The organism is Pontimicrobium aquaticum (assembly GCF_005047595.1).
Taxonomy (GTDB): Bacteria; Bacteroidota; Bacteroidia; order Flavobacteriales; family Flavobacteriaceae; genus Pontimicrobium; species Pontimicrobium aquaticum.
In genome coordinates, this window is the sequence record NZ_SUPL01000001.1 from 234,476 (window position 1) to 258,793 (window position 24,318).

The 24,318-nt window shown below is 33.2% G+C and carries 21 protein-coding genes; 5 read left to right on the forward strand and 16 right to left on the reverse strand.

Annotation, left to right across the window (positions count from 1 at the left end; all coding sequences use genetic code 11):
* From E5167_RS01090 to E5167_RS01100, 3 genes are all read left to right on the forward strand, one after another.
* On the forward strand, positions 1–2,727 hold the full coding sequence (locus E5167_RS01090) for a M56 family metallopeptidase (protein WP_136840156.1): 2,727 nt from the start codon (positions 1–3) through the stop codon (positions 2,725–2,727).
* Between the two features lie 110 nt (positions 2,728–2,837).
* Positions 2,838–3,938 carry a DUF4407 domain-containing protein gene (locus E5167_RS01095; protein ID WP_136840158.1) on the forward strand — a complete coding sequence of 367 codons (1,101 nt, stop codon included), beginning with the start codon at positions 2,838–2,840 and terminating at the stop codon, positions 3,936–3,938.
* Between the two features lie 54 nt (positions 3,939–3,992).
* A complete protein-coding gene (locus tag E5167_RS01100) occupies positions 3,993–7,019 on the forward strand; it encodes an aminotransferase class III-fold pyridoxal phosphate-dependent enzyme (RefSeq protein WP_239021913.1) in 3,027 nt (1,008 codons plus the stop codon).
* A gap of 8 nt (positions 7,020–7,027) precedes the next feature.
* On the opposite strand, the gene E5167_RS01105 is transcribed toward E5167_RS01100, so the two are convergent.
* On the reverse strand, positions 7,028–7,306 hold the full coding sequence (locus E5167_RS01105; protein ID WP_239021914.1) for a hypothetical protein: 279 nt from the start codon (positions 7,304–7,306) through the stop codon (positions 7,028–7,030).
* Positions 7,307–7,459: 153 nt separating this feature from the next.
* On the opposite strand from E5167_RS01105, the gene E5167_RS01110 reads away from it, so the two are divergent.
* A complete protein-coding gene (locus tag E5167_RS01110; RefSeq protein WP_136840163.1) occupies positions 7,460–7,924 on the forward strand; it encodes a GNAT family N-acetyltransferase in 465 nt (154 codons plus the stop codon).
* On the opposite strand, the gene E5167_RS01115 is transcribed toward E5167_RS01110, so the two are convergent.
* Genes E5167_RS01115 through E5167_RS01145 form a run of 7 tightly spaced genes read right to left on the reverse strand, consistent with a single transcriptional unit; the run spans position 7,921 to position 17,008 of the window.
* Positions 7,921–9,168 carry an NAD(P)/FAD-dependent oxidoreductase gene (locus E5167_RS01115; RefSeq protein WP_136840164.1) on the reverse strand — a complete coding sequence of 416 codons (1,248 nt, stop codon included), beginning with the start codon at positions 9,166–9,168 and terminating at the stop codon, positions 7,921–7,923. The two genes, E5167_RS01110 and E5167_RS01115, sit on opposite strands and share 4 nt — an antisense overlap.
* A complete protein-coding gene (locus E5167_RS01120) occupies positions 9,169–11,427 on the reverse strand; it encodes a prolyl oligopeptidase family serine peptidase (RefSeq protein WP_136840166.1) in 2,259 nt (752 codons plus the stop codon).
* Positions 11,428–11,487: 60 nt separating this feature from the next.
* Entirely contained in the window at positions 11,488–12,498 is a 1,011-nt protein-coding gene (locus E5167_RS01125) for a 4-hydroxyproline epimerase (protein WP_136840168.1), read from the reverse strand.
* A complete protein-coding gene (locus E5167_RS01130) occupies positions 12,491–14,212 on the reverse strand; it encodes a DUF885 domain-containing protein (RefSeq protein WP_136840171.1) in 1,722 nt (573 codons plus the stop codon). The genes E5167_RS01125 and E5167_RS01130 overlap by 8 nt, the downstream gene beginning before the upstream one ends.
* 11 nt (positions 14,213–14,223) lie before the next feature.
* Positions 14,224–15,807, reverse strand: coding sequence for an aldehyde dehydrogenase (NADP(+)) (locus tag E5167_RS01135; protein WP_136840173.1), 1,584 nt, complete (start codon positions 15,805–15,807; stop codon positions 14,224–14,226).
* Entirely contained in the window at positions 15,804–16,070 is a 267-nt protein-coding gene (locus tag E5167_RS01140) for a DUF1272 domain-containing protein (RefSeq protein ID WP_136840175.1), read from the reverse strand. The genes E5167_RS01135 and E5167_RS01140 overlap by 4 nt, the downstream gene beginning before the upstream one ends.
* An 11-nt stretch (positions 16,071–16,081) precedes the next feature.
* Positions 16,082–17,008 carry a dihydrodipicolinate synthase family protein gene (locus E5167_RS01145; RefSeq protein WP_136840177.1) on the reverse strand — a complete coding sequence of 309 codons (927 nt, stop codon included), beginning with the start codon at positions 17,006–17,008 and terminating at the stop codon, positions 16,082–16,084.
* 138 nt (positions 17,009–17,146) lie between these two features.
* Between E5167_RS01145 and E5167_RS01150 the strand changes: the two genes are divergently transcribed.
* Entirely contained in the window at positions 17,147–17,995 is an 849-nt protein-coding gene (locus E5167_RS01150; protein ID WP_136840179.1) for an AraC family transcriptional regulator, read from the forward strand.
* A 49-nt stretch (positions 17,996–18,044) separates the two neighbouring features.
* Here the strand turns inward: E5167_RS01150 and E5167_RS01155 are convergent, their stop codons facing one another.
* The 8 genes from E5167_RS01155 to E5167_RS01190 all read right to left on the reverse strand — a co-directional run bounded on the left by E5167_RS01155 (position 18,045) and on the right by E5167_RS01190 (position 24,297).
* Positions 18,045–19,181 (reverse strand): alpha/beta hydrolase, encoded by a 1,137-nt coding sequence (locus tag E5167_RS01155; protein ID WP_239021915.1) that lies wholly within the window; start codon positions 19,179–19,181, stop codon positions 18,045–18,047.
* A 284-nt stretch (positions 19,182–19,465) separates the two neighbouring features.
* Complete coding sequence (locus E5167_RS01160) at positions 19,466–20,044, reverse strand: PhnA domain-containing protein (protein ID WP_136840183.1); 579 nt, start codon at positions 20,042–20,044, stop codon at positions 19,466–19,468.
* A gap of 50 nt (positions 20,045–20,094) precedes the next feature.
* Positions 20,095–20,463, reverse strand: a complete 369-nt coding sequence (locus tag E5167_RS01165; protein WP_136840882.1) for an MmcQ/YjbR family DNA-binding protein — start codon at positions 20,461–20,463, stop codon at positions 20,095–20,097.
* A complete protein-coding gene (locus E5167_RS01170) occupies positions 20,463–21,071 on the reverse strand; it encodes a DUF4230 domain-containing protein (protein WP_136840185.1) in 609 nt (202 codons plus the stop codon). The genes E5167_RS01165 and E5167_RS01170 overlap by 1 nt, the downstream gene beginning before the upstream one ends.
* 1 nt (position 21,072) lies before the next feature.
* Positions 21,073–21,822, reverse strand: a complete 750-nt coding sequence (locus tag E5167_RS01175) for a cyclase family protein (protein ID WP_136840187.1) — start codon at positions 21,820–21,822, stop codon at positions 21,073–21,075.
* A 31-nt stretch (positions 21,823–21,853) separates the two neighbouring features.
* Complete coding sequence (gene hemW, locus E5167_RS01180; protein WP_136840189.1) at positions 21,854–23,065, reverse strand: radical SAM family heme chaperone HemW; 1,212 nt, start codon at positions 23,063–23,065, stop codon at positions 21,854–21,856.
* A 36-nt stretch (positions 23,066–23,101) separates the two neighbouring features.
* Positions 23,102–23,653, reverse strand: a complete 552-nt coding sequence (gene ruvC, locus E5167_RS01185) for a crossover junction endodeoxyribonuclease RuvC (protein WP_136840191.1) — start codon at positions 23,651–23,653, stop codon at positions 23,102–23,104.
* Positions 23,653–24,297, reverse strand: a complete 645-nt coding sequence (locus E5167_RS01190) for an outer membrane beta-barrel protein (RefSeq protein WP_136840193.1) — start codon at positions 24,295–24,297, stop codon at positions 23,653–23,655. The genes ruvC and E5167_RS01190 overlap by 1 nt, the downstream gene beginning before the upstream one ends.
* Positions 24,298–24,318: the final 21 nt, after the last annotated feature.

Here is a 24,318-nt window from a genome sequence, read left to right on the forward strand (position 1 = left end):
ATGGGGTTGTATCTTTTAAAATTTTCGGCATGCTTGCTTATATTATTAGTGTTTTATAAGCTCGTTCTTGAAAAGGAAAATATGCATATGTTTAAACGCTTCTATCTTTTAGGAGCCTTAGTTTTAGCCATTGTTATTCCTTTAGTAACTTTTACACAATATGTTGAGCCATTAGATCAAACTATTAGTTTATCTACTCAAGATGCACTTATCACTAATAGCATTGCTGTTACTGAAACAAATACCAACTATTTGCCTTACATCATTTGGTTAATTTATACAATTGGCGTATTGCTATTTGGCTTTAAGTTCTTTAGAAATTTGTACCTATTAAATCATAAAATCAAACACAACCCTAAGCAACATTATAATAAATTTACGCATGTATTATTAAAAGATTTAATTGTCCCACACACTTTTTTTAATTATATCTTTTTTAATAAATCTAAGTTTGAGGCCAACGATATTCCTGAGGAAGTTTTTTGGCACGAACAAACACATGCTAATCAAAAACACAGTATAGATGTTGTGTTTATTGAAGCTTTACAGGTGCTGCTTTGGTTTAACCCGTTAATCTATATTATTAAGCACGCCATTAAATTAAACCACGAGTTTTTAGCAGACCAAAGCGTCTTACAAAAAGGCATCAAAACAAACAGATATCAAGAAATTATTTTAGCATTCTCATCAAGTGCTGCACAACCACAATTGGCAAACGCCATAAATTATTCATTAATTAAAAAACGATTTACAGTTATGAAAACTCAAACCACAACACGAGGTATTTGGCTCAGAAGCCTCATACTATTACCATTACTAGCATTAATGCTATATAGCTTTAGTGATACTAAAGTTGTTGAAAAAACAAGTATTAAGTCTATTGATAAATATCCATCAGCTAGTTCTCAAGAAACAATAACCAACAAGATAAACAAAAACTGGTTTATTACCATAGATGGTATAAAGTACTACTATACTTTTAATAACAAAGTATCTAAATATTACAACGAAAAAGGAGAAGAAATAAAATTAGATATTGTTAAAGAGTACAATAAGAAGTATGCAAGTTATATTGATTTAAAAGACAGTGGAAATCATTATGTTCATAAGGCTAAAGAAGAAAAACAGGCTATTGATGTTGTTTTCTCTGATTTAGGAGGCATGTACTTTAGAATGTCTTCAAAAGACAAAGCTAAAGTTAAACGTCCTATTTCACCAATTAAACCTTATATAAAAATTACATATAAAAACGGTAAAGTTGTTTATAAAAAAAGGAGTGAGCTTACAGAAAAGGACAAAGAAAACATGATCGTTCCACCTCCCCCAGCAAAACAACAAAAAGTCACAAAATCTCAGCTCAAGGAATATAATAAACTTGCTAAAAAATACAACAACATGTCTAAAGATGAGATGCGTGTTAAAAAAAGTGATGTGGAGCGTTTAAAGTACCTTTACAGCATCATGAACGATGCGCAAAAAAAGGATGCAGAGCCATTCCCTAGTATTCCGCCGCCACCTCCAGCACCAAAAGCTCCTATGGCGGATAAAGAAGTAGAAGCAGCAATGCCTCCTCCACCACCAATTCCAGCAGATGCTACACCTGAGCAAAAAGCCAAGTATAAAAAAGTAATTGCTAAATATGCCAAAAAATATCCTAAAAGTGTGTCTAGACGTAAATCTAAGTCTGGTGAAATGATTGAAGAAGTAGAAGTTCCTATAAGCATGTTTCCACCTCCACCACCTATGCCTAAAAATGCAACGCCTGAGCAAAAAAGAAAATACGAAGAAAGTATAAAAAAATATAAACTAGCAGTGGCAGAGTCTAAACAAAAAATGGCTAGAGTGAGAGAAGCAAGAAGTACTGAAAGAGCTCAACTTAAAGAAGTAAAAGAACAATACGCTGCCCAAAGAAAAGCATCACAAGAAGTGAAGCTTGCAAGAGTTGCCGAAATGAAGCAGCGACAAGAAAATCTAAAACAAGAAAAATTACAACGTGTTGTTGAAAGGGGAGCTATTAGTGAAGAACGCAGAAAAGAACTAGCAAAAGAAAAGCTAAGGCGTGTGGAATTAAGACAAGTTGAAATGGAACAACGCCAAGAAAAGCTAAAACAGGAAAAAATGCAACATGTAGTTGAAAGACAAGCCATTAGTGAAGAACGAAAAGCGCAATTAGCAAGTGTGAAGCTAATGGAAGTAAAAGAACGGCAAATTGAAAAAGAAAAACGACAGGTAGCTCTTCTTAAAGAAAAACTTAAACACGTTGAAGAACGCAAGGCAATGTCAGAACAAAAGAGGGAATATGCTGCGCAACAAAAAGCATCGCAAGAAGAAAAACCGTATAAGTTATCTTTAGTTGACAAATCACCAGTGTATAATGGTTGTAACAATTCCAGTTCTGAATTTGAAATTAGAAAATGTCTCTCAGAAAGTTTTACTAATCACTTTGAAAAAAACCTTAATTTAGAAATTATTAATAAAGTAAGATCAAAGGCAGATAGAAAGTTTGTTTTGGTAATGTTCAACATAGACAAAAACGGTCATCTCTCTTCGGTACGCAGCTCATCTAAAAATGAAGACCTAAAAAAAGAATTAGGGCGAATAATAGAACTTGTTCCAAAATTAAAACCTGGAATAAGAAAGGGTGAAGTTGTGAAAACCAAATATAGTGTATCTATTAATTTTGAAACGGACAACATTATAATTAAAGGGACATCTTCAGTTTACTAAAACAAAAGCCTCGATTTTCGAGGCTTTTTTGTAACAAATAGTAAAAAAAAGCGTTCTAATAGACAAACTTGTCCTGAGCTTGTCGAAGGATCAATCAAAACTACGACACTATGTTACAGCAATTTTTCATCATCTGCTCAGGTTCCGACACCGATATTTTAAAAAACTGCTCCAAAGGTGAGCAAAACAAATATGCAGGCATTGGCGCAACCGTGTTTTTTACAGCATTTATGGCCTTTATAGCTGCTAGCTATGCCCTTTATACCGTTTTTGACAATTTGTTTACAGCTATAGGATTTGGTCTTGTTTGGGGATTACTTATCTTTAATTTAGATAGATATATCGTTTCTACTATCAAGAAAACTGGCAACATTATTGATGAACTCATACAAGCCTCTCCTAGAATTATTTTAGCAATCATTATTGCTGTGGTGATTTCAAAACCATTAGAGTTAAAGATTTTCGAAAAAGAAATTAATCAAGTCTTATTGGAACAAAAAAACGAATTTACACTGGCCAATAAAGAACAGATTGCACAACAATACACGCCAACGGTTGAATCTTTGACTAGTGATATTAAAGCACTTCAAGATGAAATTGACACCAAAGAAGCCGAAGTAAACAATTACTACAACACATATATCGCTGAAGCCGAAGGACGTGAAGGCACCATGCTTTTAGGCAAAGGGCCTGTATATAAAGAAAAGCGTGATAAACATGATGCCGAATTAGCCACTTTACAAGAATTAAAAGAAACCAATAAAGCTAAAATCATAGCTGCTGAAGCACAAATAGCACAATTAAATGCCGATTACGAATCGGCCGTAACAACCTCGCAACCTATAATTGATAATTTTGATGGTTTAATGGCGCGTGTCAATGCTCTAGGTGAATTGCCTTGGTTGCCTTCTTTCTTTATTTTCTTATTGTTTTTAGTGATTGAAACATCACCAATTTTTGCAAAACTATTATCTCCAAAGGGTGAGTATGACATTAAGTTTTTAGAAAACGAGTCGAAACTTAAAACGTGGGCAGAACAACAAGAGCATCAACGAAAAGCCGTTTTAAATACTGACAACATCATTAATGACCGAGTATATGGTGATATTAGTGAAGAAGAAGAATTGTATGCATACAAGAAAAAAATTGCTCGTGAACTCATGAAAAAACAGCAAGAAGCTTTTTATAAGAAACAGACTAAAATGCTATAAATCTCAATTAGATTTTTCTATTTTTAGCTAATCTTAACCATCAGATTAGCTACATTGAAAAAAAGTACTATATACTCAACTCAAGAAGCCGAAGACATCCTTTTTCAGCTTTATAATATTAAAGGGAAAGCGTTTGAGCTTCCAGGAGAAATTGATTTTAATTTTAGAATTAAAACTGAGAGTCATGACGACTATATTCTAAAAATTTCCCGTCCGAACGAGAATAAAAACTATTTAGATTTTCAACAGCAATTATTGCAACATATTGAAAAAAATGAGGAAAAAATTGTCGCACCTAAAGTCATTAAAAATTTTGACAATGAGTCCATTTCTTCAATAACTGATGATGCTGAAAATATAATCTTTGTAAGATTATTAACGTGGATTCCTGGACGGCTTTGGAGTCAAGTAAATCCGCAATTAGATAATTTGCGTTTTAGTTTAGGTGAGCAATGTGGTTTATTAACCAACGCTTTACAAACATTTGACCACAAAGAAGCCCATCGTAAATTTGCGTGGGATACCGCACAATCACTTTGGACTAAAGAACACCTTCATTTATTTGAAGTTGATGAGCAAATAATTCTTCTTTCATTTCAACAAGAATTTGAGTTATCACTAAGTGATTACGACAAACTTCGAAAAGGTGTCGTTCACAATGATGCTAATGATAATAACATTGTTGTTTCAACAGAGCTTATCAACCCTAAAGTAAAAGCATGTATCGATTATGGCGATGCAGTTTATACACAAATCATTAATGATGTTGCCATTACTTGCGCTTATGCTATCATGCATCATAACGACCCTTTAGATGCAGCTTTATCTATTGTAAAAGGGTATCATGAGTCGTTTCCTTTGCTAGAAGAAGAACTAAAACATCTTTACAATTGCATTGCCATGCGTTTGGTTATTTCGGTTACTAAATCTGCTATAAACAAGTTTAAAGAACCCAATAATGAATATTTACTTATAAGTGAAAAACCAGCTTGGGAGGTTTTAAAAAAATGGCATCAAATAAGTTCGGATTTTGCACATTATAGCTTTCGAGTAGCTTGTGGTTTTCCAGCGCATCCTGATACTGAAAAATTTAACAATTGGGCTTTAAAAAACATATTTAAAGTATCTGATTTATTTCCTAATGCCTCAAGTGATGACTTTCATCATATTGATTTGAGTGTGTCCAGCACTTGGATAGGGCATGAAAAAGAATTTAATGATTTAGATTTATTTCAGTTTAAAATTGACAGGCTACAAACAAAACATGCTAACAAGGTCATAGCAGGAGGTTATTTAGAACCTCGACCTATTTATACCTCAACCGCTTATGATAAAGTTGGAAATAATGGTCGTGAAAGTAGAACCATTCACTTAGGTATTGATTTTTGGTTTCATGCCAACACTCCTGTGCATGCCTTGTTTGATGGCGAAGTTGTTACAGCTTGTAATGATGCTGGCGATAAAGAATATGGTGGCTTAGTGATTCTTAAACATTGTGTTGAAAATTTCGAATTCTTCACCTTGTATGGACATAATACCGTTGAAAGTGCTAAAAAACATCAACTTGGAGACATCATTAAAAAAGGCGATAAAATAGCCGAATTAGGTAATTATCCAGAAAACGGTAATTGGGCACCTCACCTACATTTTCAGATTATGATGAGTATGCTAGATTATGAAGTAGATTTTCCAGGTGTTGCTTATTTCAAACAGCTCAATGTTTGGGAAGGACTTTGTCCAGACCCAAATTTGCTGTTTAAATCTGATGCTCTTAAGAGTTCAAATACATCAACAAATGATGAGCTTATTACTTACAGAAAACAACATTTAGGTAAAAGTTTGAGCCTACAATACAAAACACCCATTAAAATGGTGAGAGGTGCTGGTGTGTATTTGATGGATCAATTTGCTCAAAAATATCTCGATACAGTAAATAATGTGGCTCATGTTGGCCATGAACATTTTAGGGTTGTAAAGGCTGGACAGGATCAAATGGCTTTACTAAATACCAATTCACGCTATTTGCACGACAATATCAATGCACTTGCTAAAGAACTTATTGAAACCTTACCGCCTGAATTAAATGTGCTTCATTTTGTGAATTCAGGAAGTGAAGCCAATGAATTGGCCATTAGAATGGCTAAGGTCTATTCTGGAGAAAAAGACTTTATTGTTAGTGAATTTGGTTATCATGGCAATACCAATTTGTGTGTCGATATATCGTCTTATAAATTTGATGGAAAAGGTGGCAAAGGTGCTCCTGAATACACACATATATTTCCAATCCCAAATACATTTAGAGGAAAATATCGAGGAGAAAATACAGCAGACAATTATGCTAAAGAAGTACAACATTGCATTGATAATATAAAAAGCAAAAAACGTAATGTTGCAGCCTTTATCATTGAGCCTATTATAAGTTGTGGTGGACAAGTAGAATTACCTGAAGGTTTTTTATCAAAAGCTTATAGCATGGTTCGAAAAGCAGGAGGTGTTTGTATTTCTGACGAAGTTCAAACAGGTTGTGGTCGAATGGGAAAAACGTTTTGGGGGTTTCAACTTCATGACGTTGTTCCAGATATTGTAACCATTGGTAAGCCTCTTGGTAATGGTCATCCAGTTGCTGCTGTGGCTTGCACACAAAAAGTTGCCGATGCATTTGCTAATGGCATGGAGTATTTTAACACCTTTGGTGGTAACCCTGTTTCATGTGCTATTGCTTCAGAAGTTTTACGAACTGTAAAAACAGAACAATTGCAACAAAATGCTTTAGAGGTAGGTGAGTTTTTAAAAGCTGAGCTAAAAAAGCTATCGAAAAAATTTCCAATAATTGGTGATGTACGTGGTCAAGGTTTGTTTTTAGGTATTGAGCTGGTTGATGATAGTTTGAATCCTTTAGCATCACAAACAGATTATCTCTCAAATAGAATGAAAGATCATGGTATTTTAATGAGTATTGATGGCCCAGACCATAATGTCTTGAAAATTAAACCTCCTATTGTGTTTAGTAAAGAAAATGCTAAAGAATTATTATTCTATTTAAGAAAAATTCTAACTGAAGATTTCATGACGACTTATTAAACCTAATATTAAGCAGCACTATGCGTTTTAATATGCTCATAAAGTTCTTTACAACCCAAACCAATAATTGTGAGTTTTTTGTTTTTAGAAATAGCTCTGTTGTGAAGTTTGGTAATAGCACTTACTCCATCTCTGTCAATACTGTCCAATCCTTCAATATTGATTTTAAGCTCATCAACTTTAGAGAAAATATTTTTAAAAGTATGTTGAAAAATACTAAGATTTTCTTTGGTAAGATTACCTTTTATCTTGTAACAATTATCGCAATTAGAAATTTCCAGAACCATAGGTTAGTGTTTTATAGGTGTATAGCTGCTGAAAATCAAATATTTAATCTAATTTCTGAAAAATAATCCTATATCTATATATTTTTCGATAAACGGAATAAATTTTAGATTTGAAAACTATTATAAATCAACTAATATCATCTACTAAGAAATATGACTCCAATTGTTAGAAAAGCAACTCTAGAAGACCTCCCTGTTTTGATGGAATTTATGGATGGGCTAGTTAACGCCGAAAGACCAATGGATCCAACTATTAAGGACGGAAAAGTAATATATTATGACCTTACTGAAATCATGGCGAATAAAGAATCTGATTTATATGTTGTTGAATTAAACAACGAATTAGTGGCTTCAGGTTATGCTAAAATAAAAGACGACAGACCCTATTTAAAACATAAAAAACAGGGTTATTTAGGTTTTATGTTTGTTCCAGAAAAGCATCGTGGCAATGGTTATAACAAACTCATTATGGATGCTTTACTAAAGTGGTGCAAAGAACGAAACGTTTTTGAAATACGTTTAGATGTTTATGAAGATAACCCTTCAGCCATTAGAGCTTATGAAAAAGCTGGCTTAAAAAAGCATCTTATTACAATGCGAATGAATTTAAAAGATTAAAACTTTCTATCTGGATGAAAAGGGTTTATATCTAAAGATAGTTTTTTATCTGAAATTATCTCTGAAACCAACTTTCCTGTGGCAGTAGCCATACTCCAACCCATCATGGCATGTCCTGCTGCTATGGTTAAATTATTGCATTTTTTAGACTTCCCAATGTAAGGCAATCCATCTGGTGATACAGGGCGTAATCCGCAAGCTGCATTGTTTTTTTCTTCTTCGGTTAGTTCAACATTTGGGTAATATTTTTTTGCCGCGTTTGCAATGGCTTCTACTCGTACTTTATTAATATTTTGATTGATTCCTGCTATTTCCATAGTCCCCGCAAATCTTGTAAACCCGTTCATTGGTGTTATGGCTACCTTAGCCTCAGCTAAGATTGCTGGAATAGTTATTCCTGTATCCCTCTCAGAATTAACACGATAGCCTTTTCCTGCTTGCAAAAGGAGTTTAATCCCCAATTTTTTACTCAACATGCTACTCCACGATCCTGCTGCAAGTACAAATTCATCAGCTTCAATTGTCTGCTTATCTGTTTTAATGGATTTTATACTATTATTATTAACCTCTAAATCAATGACTCTTTCATTGGTATAAAATTGCACATCCTTGTTTTTAAGAGCAGCTTTTAACCCAGTCATAAATTCATGTGGTGTTGTATGGTGGTCACATTTAAAATAAGCGGCTCCAATAGCATTTATCTCAACATTAGGCTCTAATTCTTTAATTTCAGCAGCACTAACTTCTCTAGCTTCTAAACCTAATCTATTAGCGTAATGCGCAATGTTTACTTCTGTTTCAAGCGCCTTCTCTGTTTGGCATAGCATAAACAATCCTTTAGTTACATAATGGGAATCTATATTTTCAGTCTTAGAAATGTCCCTGTAGAGTTCTTGACTTAAAACTGCAATATCTTTAATAACTGGTGCAGCCTTTTCAACATGTCTAGGATTACAAGATTTATTAAAAGCCCAAGTCCATCTTAAAAAATCTGACTCTAATCGTGGTTTTATATATAGAGGACTCGATTTATCAAACATCCATTTTATACCTTTTCTCATCACTCCAGGAGCAGACAATGGTATAATATGACTTGGCGATAAATAGCCTGCATTCACATAAGAGGCTCCAGCATCCATGTTTGATTGATCTATAACTGTAACCTGATATCCTTGATTTTGAAGGTAATACGCAGATGATAAACCCATTATCCCTCCGCCAATAACTACAACTTTTTTACTCATTTAATCCCATTTAAAATCCCATATTGGTTTTACCTCCAATAGGTGTTCAATAAAATAATTCCAACGTTTTTTAATAAAATATTTTCGAGCTTTGCCTTCATAACCATGTCGCTGACTTGGAAAAATTAATAAATCAAAATCCTTATCTGCATTGACCAAAGCTTCAGCTAATTTAAAGGTTGCTGATGGATTTACGTTATCATCAATACCACCATGAACCAATAACAATTTTCCTTTTAATTTTTTAGCATTTGTAATGTTTGACACTTTTTCATAAGTCTCATCAACTGGCCAACCTTGATACATTTCTGGCCACCACGCTTTCTCCATTCTAAAATCATGGTCTCCAGAACTCGCGACACCAACTTTATAAAAATCCGAAAAACCTAACATAGCTCTTCCTGTATCATAACCACCAGCTGAGTGACCAAAAATACCAACTTTTTCTATATTAATCCATGAATATTTTTGAGCCAGATGTTTTATTGCTAATACATGGTCTTCTAAATTATTTTCCATGTTTTTATAGGAATGGTTGTGAAATTCTTTAGAGCGTCCTGACGTTCCTAAACCATCAATTCCAACAACAATAAAACCAAACTCTGCTAAAGATTGATTACTTAAACCTCTATCAAACGATTTTGGAAACACTTGCGTATGTGGTCCTGTATATGTGGCATCAATGATTGGGTAGAACTTAGAAGCATCAAAATTTGTTGGTTTCCAGATTGCACCATAAATGGTGGTTTTTCCATCTTTGGCAGTTAGTTCAAAAACTTCTGGTGATTTCCAGCCTTTAGAAACGACTTCAGAAACATCAGCTTTTGTTAATTCTGCTAGAATTTTTCCGTTTTTAGAGTCTCTTAAAACTGTTCTTGTCGGAATGTTTATGGTTGAATAGTTATCTGTGAAATACTTTCCATCTTCTGAAAAACTAACAATATGATGTGTATTCTCAGGCGTCAACAATGTGACTTTACCTTCAAAATTAACTCTATAAAGTTTTTGATGATAAGGGTTTGCATTAGGTTCTTTCCCTGAAGCTAAAAAGTAGATGTTTTCTTTATCTTCATCAGTATGTTCTACGGAATTTATATAATAATTCCCAGTAGTTAAAGGCTTTGTTTCTTTGGTTTTTATGTCAACCATGTATAATTGTCGCCAACCGCTTCGCTCTGATAAAAAGACGATTTTTTGTTTGTCATCAAGCTTTCTAAACCAAAAATTATCAATATTTGTTTCGCTGGTTTTCTCAATTAATGTTAGCTCTTTACCATCATGTAAATTAATATGTTTAAGGATTTCTTTCTTATAACCTCGTATAGGGTAATTAGCTAATAATTCTCCCGGATTTTCCATCCATTCAACAGCAACCGAATTAATATGTGTTCCCGTTGGCAAGCTTGTTTTTACTTCTTTTTTGTTTGAAATATCATAAAAAACAGGAGTTATATGTACCATTGTAGTATCTCCTGGTGAGCCTCGATAATAGGATAATAGTTTTGGTTTATAAAGCGAGTCGATGCTATGATCTAACATATACATTTTCTCAGCATTTCGAGTATCTACAATACTTGTTGCAATCCATTTTGAATCTGGAGACCAGTTAACAAAAAACCGTTTTGGTCGCTCACCATTTTCTCCTTCCATTTTGTCATACCAACCATACCATGATGCATATTCATAGCCTTTTTCCCCTTTTGAGCTCAATTGGTATTCTTGATTATTCTCGGTTGATTTTATGAATAGATTATAATCTTTGGTAAAGGCAATCCATTTACCATTAGGTGATTTAGATTCAAATTCGTTGTTTTCTTCTTGCTTTTTTTCTTCTTTCAGTTGAAGTTCATAGGATTTAAGATTTAAAGTATAGGTCTTTCCATCAAAACTCAAATCCAAATTTCCATACTTTAGTCTTTCAATATTGGAAATAGAGATATTATTTGCTTCAACAGTTTTATCATTCAATTTGCTTAATGCTGTAGCCAACTTTACGTGATCAAACAAATCAACAACTTTATAGTTTTTGAAGTCAACTGTTTTATAAGATTTGTTGTTGTTACTATAATCATTAAACCAAAGTCCCGAACCATCTTTAAACCAATTAATAGTTGTATAAAGGTTGAAAGCTGTTTTGTTATTATAATTGTCGTACATAAAACTGACAGCTCTTTTATAATCTTCTTTTGTAACCTCTTGCGCTTGAAAAGGCATTGAAATTAACATTAACGCTACAAACAAAATTGAAATCTGCTTCATGTTTTATTATTTTATAATTACTACAATCCCAAAACAAGTTTGAGAAGATTTGATTCAAAATTAAATCACTTGAAACCCATGTGCATAAGGATCGTCTTCATCATCAATAAAAATGGTATTGTACCCATACACTTTTGCCCAACCTTGGATACTTGGTACAATGGCTAATTTACTGTCTAAAATAGTTTCTTTTTCAACACGACCAATAAATTTACTACCAATAAAACTTTCATGAATAAATGGTTCTCCAACTTTTAGTTTTCCTTTAGCGTATAATTGTGCTAATCTTGCAGAAGTTCCTGTTCCGCAAGGCGAACGATCAATAGCTTTGTCTCCATAAAATACTGCATTTCTACCTGAAGATGTTGGATCGATAGGATTTCCTGTCCACAACATGTGTGTGACATCACGAATGGTTTCATTTTCTGGATGAATAAATAGATTTGGGTATTTTTTATTGATGCGTTCTCTAACCACTTGTGAATACTGTACAATTTTACTCGCTGTAAAATCATGCACTCCTGAAAAATTTTGCTGAGGATCTACAATAGCGTAATAATTTCCGCCATAAGCCACATCAAATGTAATTTCGCCTAGTTCAGGACATTCAACGGTTAAATTTTCGGCAGCTAAATAACTTTTTACATTAGTGAGTTTCACCCAATCTACTTTTCCATTGGTTTGCTGATACTCAATTTCAACCAAACCAGCAGGTGCTTCCATTCTAATTTTTCCAGGAATTTTTGGCATTACTAAGCCTTCCTCAATGGCAACAGTAATGGTTCCAATAGTACCATGCCCACACATTGGCAAACAGCCTGAAGTTTCTATAAACAAAATAGCAAAATCGTTTTCTGGATTGTGAGGTGGAAATAAAAAACTGCCACTCATCATGTCGTGACCTCGAGGTTCAAACATGAGTCCTTTACGAATCCAATCGAACTCTTTTAAAAAATGTTGGCGTTTTTCGCTCATAGTTGCACCAACCAAATTTGGATGCCCTTCGGTTACCACACGAACTGGATTTCCACAAGTGTGAGCATCAATGCAAACAAACTTTGTTCTACTCATTTAATTTATTCTGAATATAATCATCCATTCGCTTTTCCATAATAGAAAGTGTTACCGTTCCTTCTTCAAGAATTACTTCATGAAATTCACGAATGTTAAATTTTTCTCCAAGAGCTTCTTCAGCTTTTTTACGGAGTTCTCTTATTTTTATTTCTCCTATTTTATACGATAATGCTTGTCCAGGCCACGAAATATAACGATCAGTTTCGGTAGTTACTTCATGAATGGATAGGGCTGTATTTTCAGCCATATAATTAAGCATTTGTTGTCTTGTCCACCCTTTTGCATGAACACCTGTATCTACTACCAATCTGCAAGCTCGCCACATTTCGTAGGTTAATTGTCCAAATTTTTCATAAGGTGTTGTATAGATGCCCATTTCCTCAGCTAAATATTCAGAGTACAATCCCCAACCTTCACCATAGGCAGATAAATATAGGTTTCTTCTAAATTGTGGAATAGTTTCTGGTAATTCGTTGTTCAAAGACATTTGTAAATGGTGTCCTGGAACTGCTTCGTGAGCTGTTAATGCTGGAATTGTATAAAGTGTTCTACTCGGTAAATTGTAGGTGTTTACCCAATAAAATCCAGCAGTTGCATCACTATATGACCCTGAATATCTTCCGCCTGTATAATTTGGTGCAATTGCTGCTGGAACTGGAACAACACCATATGGTTTCCTTGGTAATGTGATGAAGTATTTTGGTAGTTCAGCATCAATTCTTTTTGAGATATCACGAGCGAACATTAATAGTTCTTTAGCTGTTTTTGGATAAAATTGTTCGTCTGTACGCAAAAATTTTAAAAAGTCTGCAAAGCTTCCTTCAAACCCTAAATCATCAATAATTTTTTGCATTTCTGCTTTAATTCTTGCCACTTCATTTAATCCAATTTGATGAATATCATCTGCTGTATACTTCGTGCTTGTAGTATAATAATTGATCCTATTTTGATAAAATGCTTCTCCATTAGGTGTCGAAGAAACCCCTAATCCTTTTCGGGTATTTGGAAAATAGTCATTCTCAAAATAGCTTTTAATCTTCTTATATTGATTGACTGCGTTTTTTTGCACACTCACCTTGGCAACTTTAATGATTGAATCTTTTAGTGCTTTTGAAAACGAGTCTGGTAGGTTTTGGAATGGCTTATAAAATTCGCTTTTAGTAACATCTGAAACGATGTGCTTATCATACGTAATTTCATAATTATTAAACACTGCTTTTGGTTGTGAAATACCTTCTTTAACTCCTGCTCTTAATAAATCTAAATTATAATCAACTCGTTGTGGCAACTCTTCAAGCTGCTCTAAATATTTAATGACTTGCTCTTTGTTTTTGAATGTCCTATTAGCCATTCTACTTAAATTCAAATGAAAAGCTCTCTCATTTGTAATAGGATTCAAGTACATCTTAAACGTATGCGTATCTATTTTATCCTGTAATACAAACAGTAGTAACTCTCTTGAAATTTGCTCAGATTCTGATAAGCCTTCAACACTAACTTTTTCTAATTCTGCTTTGAGTGATTTTGCAAAATCCGATTCTTCTTGATAGTATTTAATAGTGTTTTCAACAGATTCATTGCGCTTGAAATCGTAATTTCTATCTGCTTCATATTTTGCAATAATGTCATTCAATTTATCGGAATTCGAAGAAGCTTTAAAAGCTAAAATTCCAAATAAAACGAAGACAACTAAATACTTGAGCAATTTCATAATTATTCTTTTTAAATTTTTTGGCTAGTTAGTTTGCCATTAACATTTCGAATAATTCCTAATGGGTTTTCATTTTTTAACTCATCTGGAAGTAAGTCATTTGGCCAATCTTGAAAGCTAAATGGTCTTACAAATCGTTTAATCGAATCTACACCAACCGCTGTAAATCTCGAATCTGTTGATGCTGGATAAGGTCCTCCATGTAGCATTGAAGGACACACCTCAACACCAGTTGGAACTCCATTGAATATAATGCGTCCAACTCTATTTTGAAGCGCATTAACAACGTTAGAGTATTCTGCTACTTCATTATCATCTGAAATAATAGTTCCAGTAAGTTGTCCTTCTAAATTAGAAATAATATCTTCTAATTGTTGTTTGTCTTCACACTGTACAACTAACGAAAATGGTCCAAATACTTCGTGATGTAATGTTGGATTATTTAAAAAAGTATCTCCTTCAACAGTTGTCACAACTTGTCTGGCATAATTAGGTTCTACATCATTTTCATAACCAGCTAATACTTTTATTCCGCTTTGTGATAATGCTTTAGATTTATTGGTTTCATATGCTCCAGCAATATTTGGATGCAACATACAAGACGGTTCAACTTTTACGATTTCTTCAGCTAAAGTATTCACAAAACTGGTCAACCCTGCAGATTTCACACCAATAATCAAACCTGGATTTGTACAAAACTGCCCTGTTCCTAAAGTAATTGAGCCTGCATACGTTTTAGCAATTGTTTCAGCTCTATTATTTAATGCTTGTGGCAAAATAACAACTGGATTAATACTTCCCATTTCAGCAAATACTGGAATTGGTTCATCTCGTTTTGCAGCTAAATCGTATAATGCGCGACCACCATGAATACTGCCTGTAAAACCAACTGCCTTCACTTTAGGATGCTGTACTAATTGTTGTCCAACTTCTATTCCGCTAGAATTAAGGTTAGAAAATACACCATTAGGCATACCAGTTTTTTCTGCAGCCTTAATCACTGCACTACTAACCATTTCGCCTGTTGCTGCATGCATTGGATGCGATTTTACAATTACAGGGCATCCTGATGCAATGGCTGCTGCTGTATCTCCTCCTGCTGTTGAAAATGCGAATGGAAAGTTGGATGCTCCAAAAACAACAACTGGTCCTAAAGGCACATTCATTTTTCGTAAATCTACTTTGGGTAGTGGTTTTCTATCTGGTTGTGCAGTATCTATAGATGCATCTACCCAATTACCTTCTTCTACATGATTCGCAAAAGCACGTAATTGCCCAAGTGTTCTTCCTCTTTCTCCCTTGGCTCTTCCATTCGGCAATCCACTTTCTGAAGAATAAACCTGTAATAACTCATCGCCTAATGCTTCTATTTCGTCTGCAATAGCTCTAAGGAATTGTGCTTTTTTTGCTCCTGAAGTTTTGGAATATGTTTTGAAAGCTTCAGTAGCTAATTCTGCTGCTTGATTAACCTCATCTTGAGAAGCCTCAGTTATTTCCCATTGGTTTTCTATGTTCAACAAAGGGTTAAACGTTTTGAACGTTTTGCTTCCTTTGGCTGATAGTTGATTTCCTATATAATTTTTCCCTGTTATCATTGATTTTCAATTCTTTTTAGGTGAGTTTCAACATCGACAGGTTTATGTACTATTTTGGTTGAAACTGGATATTTTTCTAATAAATTTTTTGGTCTAATTGGTCGTTTTTCAAAACCACCTCCACAATTTGGGCATACATGCTGTAATACACTCTCAACACAATCTTTACAGTAGGTACATTCAAACGTACAAATCATTGCCTCACTAGAATCGTGTGGCAATGATTTGTTGCAATGTTCGCATGTTGGTCTTATTTCTAACATATATTACATAACTATACTAACTCTTGTAAATTCTTATATTCTGGAAGTGTTGGTCTGGTTCGCATTCCTTTAGCAATAATTGCTAGTACTTTTGTTCTTTCTTCTCCAAAAAGAGGTAAACGTGGTGCACGTACATTTTCGGTTCCTATTCCAGTAGCTACTTCAGCTAGCTTGATATTTTGTACTAATTTAGGGTTAATATCTAACTCTAGCAATGGTAAAAACCATCTATAAATTGCTAAAGCTTCTTGTATTCTTCCTGCTTTTTGCAGTTCGTAAATAGCAACGGTTTCTCGTGGAAAAGCACAAACCAAACCTGCTATCCATCCATCGGCTCCCATTAATAAACTTTCTAATGCTAAAGTGTCAACTCCAGTCATTATTTTAAGCCTATCTCCAAATCTGTTTTTTATTCTCGTTACATTAGATATATCTCTAGTTGATTCTTTTACAGCTTCTATATTATCACATTTTAAGAGCTCATCAAACATATCTAAAGTCACTTCAATTTTATAATCTACAGGATTATTATACACCATAATTGGCAACGATGTATTGTTAGCAACTGCTTTAAAATATTCTACGGTTTCTCTATCTCCGGCTTTATAGCGCATTGGAGGTAACATCATTAAACCTTTTGCACCATCATCTTCTGCTTTTTTCGCCGCTGCAATAGCTCCTTTAGTTGATTGCTCAGCTACATTCATTAACACAGGAACTTTTCCGTTAACTATTTTAACTGTTTCTTGTGTTAGAATGCTTTTTTCCTCATCTAATAAGGTACTTGCTTCTCCTAGGGTTCCTCCTAAAACAATACCGTGGACTCCAGCATCTAATTGTGCTTTGATATTGGTTTCAAACATTTGTAAATCTAAAACATCATCATTTGTGAACTTTGTTGTTACTGCAGGCATTACGCCTTTCCATTTTAAACTCATTATACTAAATTTTGTTTTGATAAAAGTAGCATGGATTTTAAATAAAATATAATGTTTCTTTATCCATAATTTATACTATATTATCCTTAAATATTATTAATTATAATATATTGAATATTATTTACATATTTTAGTGATATGAAAGTATTACCGTTTCAAATACCAAAACCAGAATATCATGCACTAATTTATCAAGAAGATAAAGAACTAGTGTTCTATGATAAGTTTCATCAGCATGAAGAAATTCAGGTGAGTTTTATTGCCGAAGGTGAAGGTACTCTTGTGGTTGGAGACACCATTAACTACTACAAAAAAGGTGATCTTCTTGCTATTGGAAGCAACTTACCACATGTTTTTAAAAGTGATATCTCATTAAATAAAGCTTCAGAAATGTTGACCCTATTTTTTTCAAAAGATGCCTTTGGAACCTCTTTTTTTGAACTAGAAGAATTAAGGGATCTAAAACCTTTTTTTAAAAAGGTTAATTACGGATTTAAGGTATCTCCAAAATCAAAAATCCTTGAAACTTATTTTCTACAATTAGCTAAAAGCAGTAAACTGCAACGTTTTATCATACTGCTAGAAGTTTTAAAAACGCTTTCAAAATCTAGAACACAACCGTTATCTTCTTTTATATATGACAAAAAATATACTGATAGCGAAGGGAAACGTATGAGAGATGTTATGGATTTTACCATGCAGAATTATCATCAACAAATTAGTTTGGACGATGTGGCTCAAGTTTCATCTATGACAAAAAATGCGTTTTGTAAATACTTTAAAAAGCGTACTAACAAATCTTATTTTACCTTTTTAAACGAGTTACGTATTGAAAATGCGTGTAAATTGCTCATATCAGAAGAAAGGTTGCTAATTGCAGACATTGCAGAAAAATCTGGATTTAATAATATCTCTAATTTTAATAGGCAATTTAAAACTATTAGGAAAATGTCGCCATCAGAATTTCGAAAAGCTAAAGTTGTTTAATCGATTCTATAAAAAATCATAACAGTTTAATTAGAGGTAACTTTTAAGCCTAATCTAACTCCTTTAGTTTAGCTTGAGCATCTTGATTTCCATCTATTTTGACGGCTTTTTTATAGTTTGTAACTGCCTCTGATTTATTTTTTTGGGATAAAAAATAATTACCTAAAGCAACAAAACTTTTTGACTCATTAGGATAAAAATTGGCATTCATTTCTAAATAGGCTAAGGATTTTTTAGGAAGGTTATGGCCATCTAACATAAAGAAACCAATGTCGTTGAGCATTTGCCATTCTGGTTTTACTTCACGCTTTAAACGAGTACTTAATTTTTTATAATGCGAATAAAACGGTTCTGTTAATTCTTTGGCAGTATATGCTTTTGGTGTGTTAAAACGCCACATCTCTGGGAATGGAAACCAAGAGAAAACAGATCGTAATCCATTATATTGAGCTGGAACAACAACACTTCCATGATCTTCATCATTAAAATATTCCCAAGTAAAATTAAGCATTTCACTATTTTTTACTAATACATCATGAAACTTTAGATTTGCTCTAATCTGTTCAGTAGGAACTGTTTTATCTTTTCTCACCTTAACTGTATCCATTTCTTTTCCAATACTATTTGCTACAGCTATATATAATGACTTTTCCTTTTTATTTCCTTTACTTATTTGGTCTTGAGTTGCTTTTACTAGATTTTCTTTATCCCACCAAAGACTTGGATCTATTGCTAAATAATTATCAAAAGAGTTTTCGTGATACAAATAAGAGTAAAGCACAAAGAGACCGCCCGTTGAGTGACCAATAATTGTGTTGTTGTTTTCTGTTGGATATTTATTATTTATAAATGGTTTTAATTCTTTGTCTATAAATTTTATAAAATTACTAGCACCTCCTGAAGTTTCCGATTTGTGCCCACGTTGAAAAGGCACATTGGTATGTGTAAAATCTCTTGTTCTGTCAGTATTTGTAATACCAACAATAATAGATTTAGGAGTTTTAAAAGGTATTAATTGTTTTTGCATTCCGGTAACAACATAGAAAAGTTGGGATGCATCTAAGATGTATATAACAGGATATTTTTCACTATTATCAAAATCTTCGGGTAAGTGTATCCAAATTTTCCTTTGTTCTTTTAGTATATTAGAATACAAGCTATCAACTTCTCCTATTACTATTTGCATTTCGCTATTTTGATCAAACTGTGCTATTCCTTTGAAGCATAAGCACAATATAATTGTTGTAATTATAATTTTAAGCTTTCTCATTTGATTGGTTGGCTTTAGTCTTTAACTAAGCAGTGTTATCAATAATAATGCCAGATACAAACACATTTTTTACTTTAATTTATTGAAATTAGAATACGTTTTTCAAACTATCTTTAACTTAAAAACAGAACTAAGCCATTTACAATAATTGAGCGAAGTATTAATTCAAATATTAAATCCAAATTGCTTTAATTTTGACTTTATATTTTTTTAACGTAATCGGTAATAATTACAATTTGGGTTGGTCCAACTTTGCCTTCGATATATTTTTCATTATCTCTATCTAAACGAATATTTCTAACAGCAGTTCCTTGCTTTGCAACCATACTTGAACCTTTTACTTTCAAGTCTTTTATAAGCACTACAGAATCACCAGCTTCTAAAACTACACCATTAACATCACGATGTATTACTTTATTTGAGTCGTCTTCACCTTCGCCAGTTGCTTTTGCAAATTCTAGGATTTCTTCATCTAAATACATCATATCCAATAAGTCTTGTGGCCAACCTTTGCTTTTTAATCTTGAAAGCATTCTCCAAGCCATTACTTGAACAGGACGATGTTCACTCCACATACTATCGTTTAAGCATCTCCAGTGATTTGCATCTGTGATTTCTGGATTATCAATTTGCTCAACACATGTTTTACAAGCCATTAGTGCGTTATCCAAACTTTCATCTTTTGATGGAGGCACTACATACACTTGAAGGTTTTCGTTACTTGAACATAACTCACATTTTTCTTGACTTCTCTTTTTTAGTTCTCTTTCTAAACTCATCTTTTTAGCTTCTAGATTTAAAATGCAATAATACAGTTATATAATTGTTTCTACAAGTTGTTAAGCTCTTCTCGAAGCTTCTTTGTCATTCCTTTTACAACCATATCGTAACTATGATCTATGAGTTCTAAAATCAATTTTGGCGGCAGTTCATTTTTATGAATAGCTAAAGTATTCCAATGTTTATTACTCACATAAGGTCCAGCGTAAACACTCTCGTAGCTATCTCTTAATTCCTCTGTATATTCTGGATCACATTTTACGGTAATAGCAGCTTCTCCTTTTTCAAACTTGTCTAAAGGTGCCATTAAAAACATTTTATTCATTACTTTAAATACAAGTGTATTTTCATCAAACGGAAAACTTTCAGTCGCAGCTTTTTTTGATAAGCAATGATCTCTTATTTGGTCTATGTGCATCAATCTATGAGTTTTTGGTCTTTATCTTGAATTTTTAAGGATCCATAATCTAGTTTCCAACCAATAGTTTGCACAATATTTTCTATTAATAAAATTGCTTCTAAGGCTTCTTTTTGTGCAGCTTGATACAAACCACTTTCAGGAATTTTATCTTTTATATGAATCTTAGCTTCGTTCTGCAAATCGGTAAGATCGTTTGCTTCAAATTTATTGAAGTATCCATCTTTTTTATCGTAATAATCTAAGGTGGTTTCGATTGATAATACTTCAGCTTCAGGAAAATTTTGTAATACAAGCGTTTTAGTATTCGCGTTTGCTTTCATTTCTATTTTAGATAAATCAAATCCTATGTAGGCTTTAGCATTAACCACAACAAGTGCCTTTTTTTTACTAGTGATAAGCTTTAAGAATTTTTGCTTGACATCTTGATAATGATATATTTCTGCGAAATCACCTTCAACTGTTATGAATTTGCAAACGCTTTTAACTTTATCTAATAGTATAACAGATTGTGAATTAGCCAATTTTTTTGACTGCTGAAATTTTAAAAAAACAATGACACCTACTGTTAATAAAACACCTACTACTAATCCTAAAATCGCTTCCATTTTATTCGTATAACTTATATAAAACAGGTTTACTTGGAGTCGCATCATTCTCAAATGGTGCAATTTGAAGGTTTAATATGTACTTACCATCTTCAATGGTATTTGGTACAAAAATAAATTCTGTGATAGTTGCTTCAGTGCGTATTTTTCCATCGGTATTCCAAAAAGCATTATGTGAAAGTAATTCGCCATCATCTCGCTCTCTATCTACACTTGGTAAGTCTATAAGCAAATGTTTAACACCTTTATTTTTTAAATAAATAGCTGCTTCTTCCAATAAATATGGTGGGTTTGTATTTGAATATTGCTGCGTTAGTTTTTCCTTGGTATTAGGCAACGTTCTAATAATCACTGCTTCGCGTTTCTTGTTGCCAATAGCAAAACGTAATTGTTTTGCTGAAATAACAAAATCGTCAGCTAGCTTTTCAGGTGCTACAGTTACCACTTCAGCTACAAAAAAGAACTGTTTTAAACATTGATTAATGCTGTATTTCTTTTCAGTAATATGTCCAACACACTCGGTATGTGTACCATGAGCATGCGGATTAAACTTTATATTATTGAAATTTACAGGAGCTCCATGTTTTACGCTTACAATAAAATCGTCCATTTCAACAGGTTCAATACTTGGTTCATTAATATACCAAGCATTTACGTTGCTTTTTGTGGCACGTAGAGGAATTGAAATATCTAAAGGTTTATCAATATAAATGGCGTAGGTACGACTGTTTACGTTTATAACTGCTTTCATGTAATATGGTTGTTAAGCGTAAATTTAAGGATTATAAGAGAAACAAACTTGATGAAATTCCATCAATTAAAAATTTTCCTTTTTGGGTTGCTTGTAACTTCTCGATACAATTGCTATCGCAATCACTCGAAGTGACAATTAGTAATTGTTGATTAATAAATTCTTTTGAAGCTGTTAGTAAATGCTCTTTAAACTCAGACCCGAAATCTTCTTCAATTTTTAATAATGAAACTCCCCATATGGTTCTTAATCCTGTCATAACACACTCATTAAATCTATTTTTTTTAGTGAGTGTTTCAACTGTTGATGGTAGTTGGTTTTGTTGAATAGATTTGATGTATTTAGTATTATTAGCAATATTCCAGCTACGCTGATTATTATAAAACGAATGTGCTGAAGGACCAATGCCTAAATACGATTTTCCTTGCCAATAACTTGTATTGTGTTTAGAGAAATAATTAGGTTTTCCAAAATTTGAAATTTCATAATGCACAAAGCCTTGTTTATCGGTTTCAGCTATTAAATGATTAAAATGCTCTAAAGCTAATTCTTCATCTATTGGTGGATAGGTGCCTTTTTTTATAAAACTATCTAAGGCTGTTTTTGGCTCCACTGTTAAGGCATAACTAGAAATATGATTGACACCAAAGTTGAACGCTATTTTTAGGTTTTCATTCCATTTTTCTAAGCTCATGTTTGGGATGCCATAAATTAAATCAATCGTGATATTATCAAAATAACGAGTTGCTTCCTTCAAACATTCTTTGGCTTCTGTTGCATTATGCGCACGATTCATGCTTTTTAAATCGTCTTCAAAGAAGGATTGAATACCAATACTCAATCGGTTGATTTGCGAATTAGCAAGTTCTTTTACTCGTTTTTCTGTTAAATCATCTGGATTGGCTTCTAATGTAATTTCGGGATTATCGACAACTTGATAGTTAGTGTAAACTGCATTAATTAGTAACGATAATTCTTCATTCGTCAATAATGATGGTGTGCCTCCACCAAAATAAATAGTTTCTATAGATTGATTTTGAAACTCCTCTTTTCGTAATTCCAATTCTTTTATTAAGGCATTAATGAGCTCTTCTTTTTTCTTTAATGAGGTAGAAAAATGAAAATCGCAATAGTGACACGCTTGTTTACAAAATGGTATGTGGATGTAGATAGCTGCCCCATCTAACTTCCCCAAAGGGGAAGAATTATTACTCAAATAATCTGAAATTTTTATGTTTTCCATGCTAATCGAAACCTATCTGACTGCAACTGCATACTGCTAACTTATTTTTTTAGAATTCTGTTTTACAAAACTCTCCCAACCTGAATAGCTTTTACCAACATTGACACGTCCTGAGTTGTAAAAATGACATACTGCTGCTGCTAGACCATCTGTCGCATCTAGATTTTTTGGTAATGTTTTTAATCCTAAAGTACTTTGCAACATTTTGGCGACTTGCTCTTTACTTGCATTACCGTTTCCAGTAATGGCCATTTTAATCTTTTTTGGTAAATATTCGGTAATTGGAATTTGTCTTGACAAGCCAGCTGCCATAGCAACACCTTGTGCTCTACCTAGTTTTAACATACTTTGTACGTTCTTACCGAAAAAAGGTGCTTCGATAGCTATTTCATCTGGGTGATGCGTATCGATAAGTTCTATAGTGCGTTCAAAAATGAGTTTTAATTTTAAGTAATGATCGCTATACTTTTTTAAATCCAACTCGTTAAGTTGCAAAAACTGCATTTGCTTACCAACTACTTTTATAAGCCCAAAACCCATAATGGTTGTCCCAGGATCTATTCCTAATATAATTTGTTCTTTAGCCATTAATTACAATATCTACAACCACTTAAAGCTACTGAAAGTCCAACTGTGGCATACATTAAATCTCCATTAAATGAGTAACCGTCTGTTACAACATCATACTTTACTTTATTCGTGAAACTTTTTGCATAAGCTACATCTACAAACAAAGACAACTTACGCGATAAGCTATAATACACTTCCAATCCTATCAATCCATTTAAATACGTATAGGTATTCTCAGAATCATTTAATAGTGGCTTAGTAAAACTTACTCCTGGTCCTGCATGTGCTTGGATTGACATTTCTTGAGGCAAAAAACTCAATAAATCATTAAAATCATACACCACTTGCGCATTAACACGTGTATAATTTAATTTAAATTTCTGTGAGCCTTCATCACTTTTTGACCTGTTATAACCAACATCCAGTTTTGCCCCTAATTTGTTAGGCTTAAACATATAACGAACACCAAAATTAATGGTTGGTAAGTTGATGTCTTTAGCAAAATAGCCATCATTTTTGCCATTATCAATTGGGTTATTTACTCCAACTGCCAATTGTAATCGTATCTTTTCGGAATCGCCTTGAGCAAAACTAAAGGATATGACGCTAAATAGAAGTAAACAAAGTAAAGGTCGTTTATATTTATTTTTTATAAAGGTCATTTACAATAATAGTTTTAATTT

Bases quoted from the DNA above. Each gene is read 5' to 3' on its own strand.
- E5167_RS01110 (WP_136840163.1), top strand. From the start codon at position 7,460: ATGACTCCAATTGTTAGAAAAGCAACTCTAGAAGACCTCCCTGTTTTG.
- E5167_RS01140 (WP_136840175.1), bottom strand. From the start codon at position 16,070: ATGTTAGAAATAAGACCAACATGCGAACATTGCAACAAATCATTGCCA.
- E5167_RS01105 (WP_239021914.1), bottom strand. From the start codon at position 7,306: ATGGTTCTGGAAATTTCTAATTGCGATAATTGTTACAAGATAAAAGGT.
- E5167_RS01155 (WP_239021915.1), bottom strand. From the start codon at position 19,181: ATGCAAATAGTAATAGGAGAAGTTGATAGCTTGTATTCTAATATACTA.
- E5167_RS01125 (WP_136840168.1), bottom strand. From the start codon at position 12,498: ATGAGTAGAACAAAGTTTGTTTGCATTGATGCTCACACTTGTGGAAAT.
- E5167_RS01145 (WP_136840177.1), bottom strand. From the start codon at position 17,008: ATGAGTTTAAAATGGAAAGGCGTAATGCCTGCAGTAACAACAAAGTTC.
- E5167_RS01170 (WP_136840185.1), bottom strand. From the start codon at position 21,071: ATGGAAGCGATTTTAGGATTAGTAGTAGGTGTTTTATTAACAGTAGGT.
- E5167_RS01135 (WP_136840173.1), bottom strand. From the start codon at position 15,807: ATGATAACAGGGAAAAATTATATAGGAAATCAACTATCAGCCAAAGGA.
- E5167_RS01165 (WP_136840882.1), bottom strand. From the start codon at position 20,463: ATGCACATAGACCAAATAAGAGATCATTGCTTATCAAAAAAAGCTGCG.
- E5167_RS01160 (WP_136840183.1), bottom strand. From the start codon at position 20,044: ATGAGTTTAGAAAGAGAACTAAAAAAGAGAAGTCAAGAAAAATGTGAG.
- ruvC (WP_136840191.1), bottom strand. From the start codon at position 23,653: ATGGCTAAAGAACAAATTATATTAGGAATAGATCCTGGGACAACCATT.
- E5167_RS01095 (WP_136840158.1), top strand. From the start codon at position 2,838: ATGTTACAGCAATTTTTCATCATCTGCTCAGGTTCCGACACCGATATT.
- E5167_RS01190 (WP_136840193.1), bottom strand. From the start codon at position 24,297: ATGACCTTTATAAAAAATAAATATAAACGACCTTTACTTTGTTTACTT.
- hemW (WP_136840189.1), bottom strand. From the start codon at position 23,065: ATGGAAAACATAAAAATTTCAGATTATTTGAGTAATAATTCTTCCCCT.
- E5167_RS01115 (WP_136840164.1), bottom strand. From the start codon at position 9,168: ATGAGTAAAAAAGTTGTAGTTATTGGCGGAGGGATAATGGGTTTATCA.
- E5167_RS01175 (WP_136840187.1), bottom strand. From the start codon at position 21,822: ATGAAAGCAGTTATAAACGTAAACAGTCGTACCTACGCCATTTATATT.
- E5167_RS01130 (WP_136840171.1), bottom strand. From the start codon at position 14,212: ATGAAATTGCTCAAGTATTTAGTTGTCTTCGTTTTATTTGGAATTTTA.
- E5167_RS01090 (WP_136840156.1), top strand. From the start codon at position 1: ATGGGGTTGTATCTTTTAAAATTTTCGGCATGCTTGCTTATATTATTA.
- E5167_RS01120 (WP_136840166.1), bottom strand. From the start codon at position 11,427: ATGAAGCAGATTTCAATTTTGTTTGTAGCGTTAATGTTAATTTCAATG.
- E5167_RS01150 (WP_136840179.1), top strand. From the start codon at position 17,147: ATGAAAGTATTACCGTTTCAAATACCAAAACCAGAATATCATGCACTA.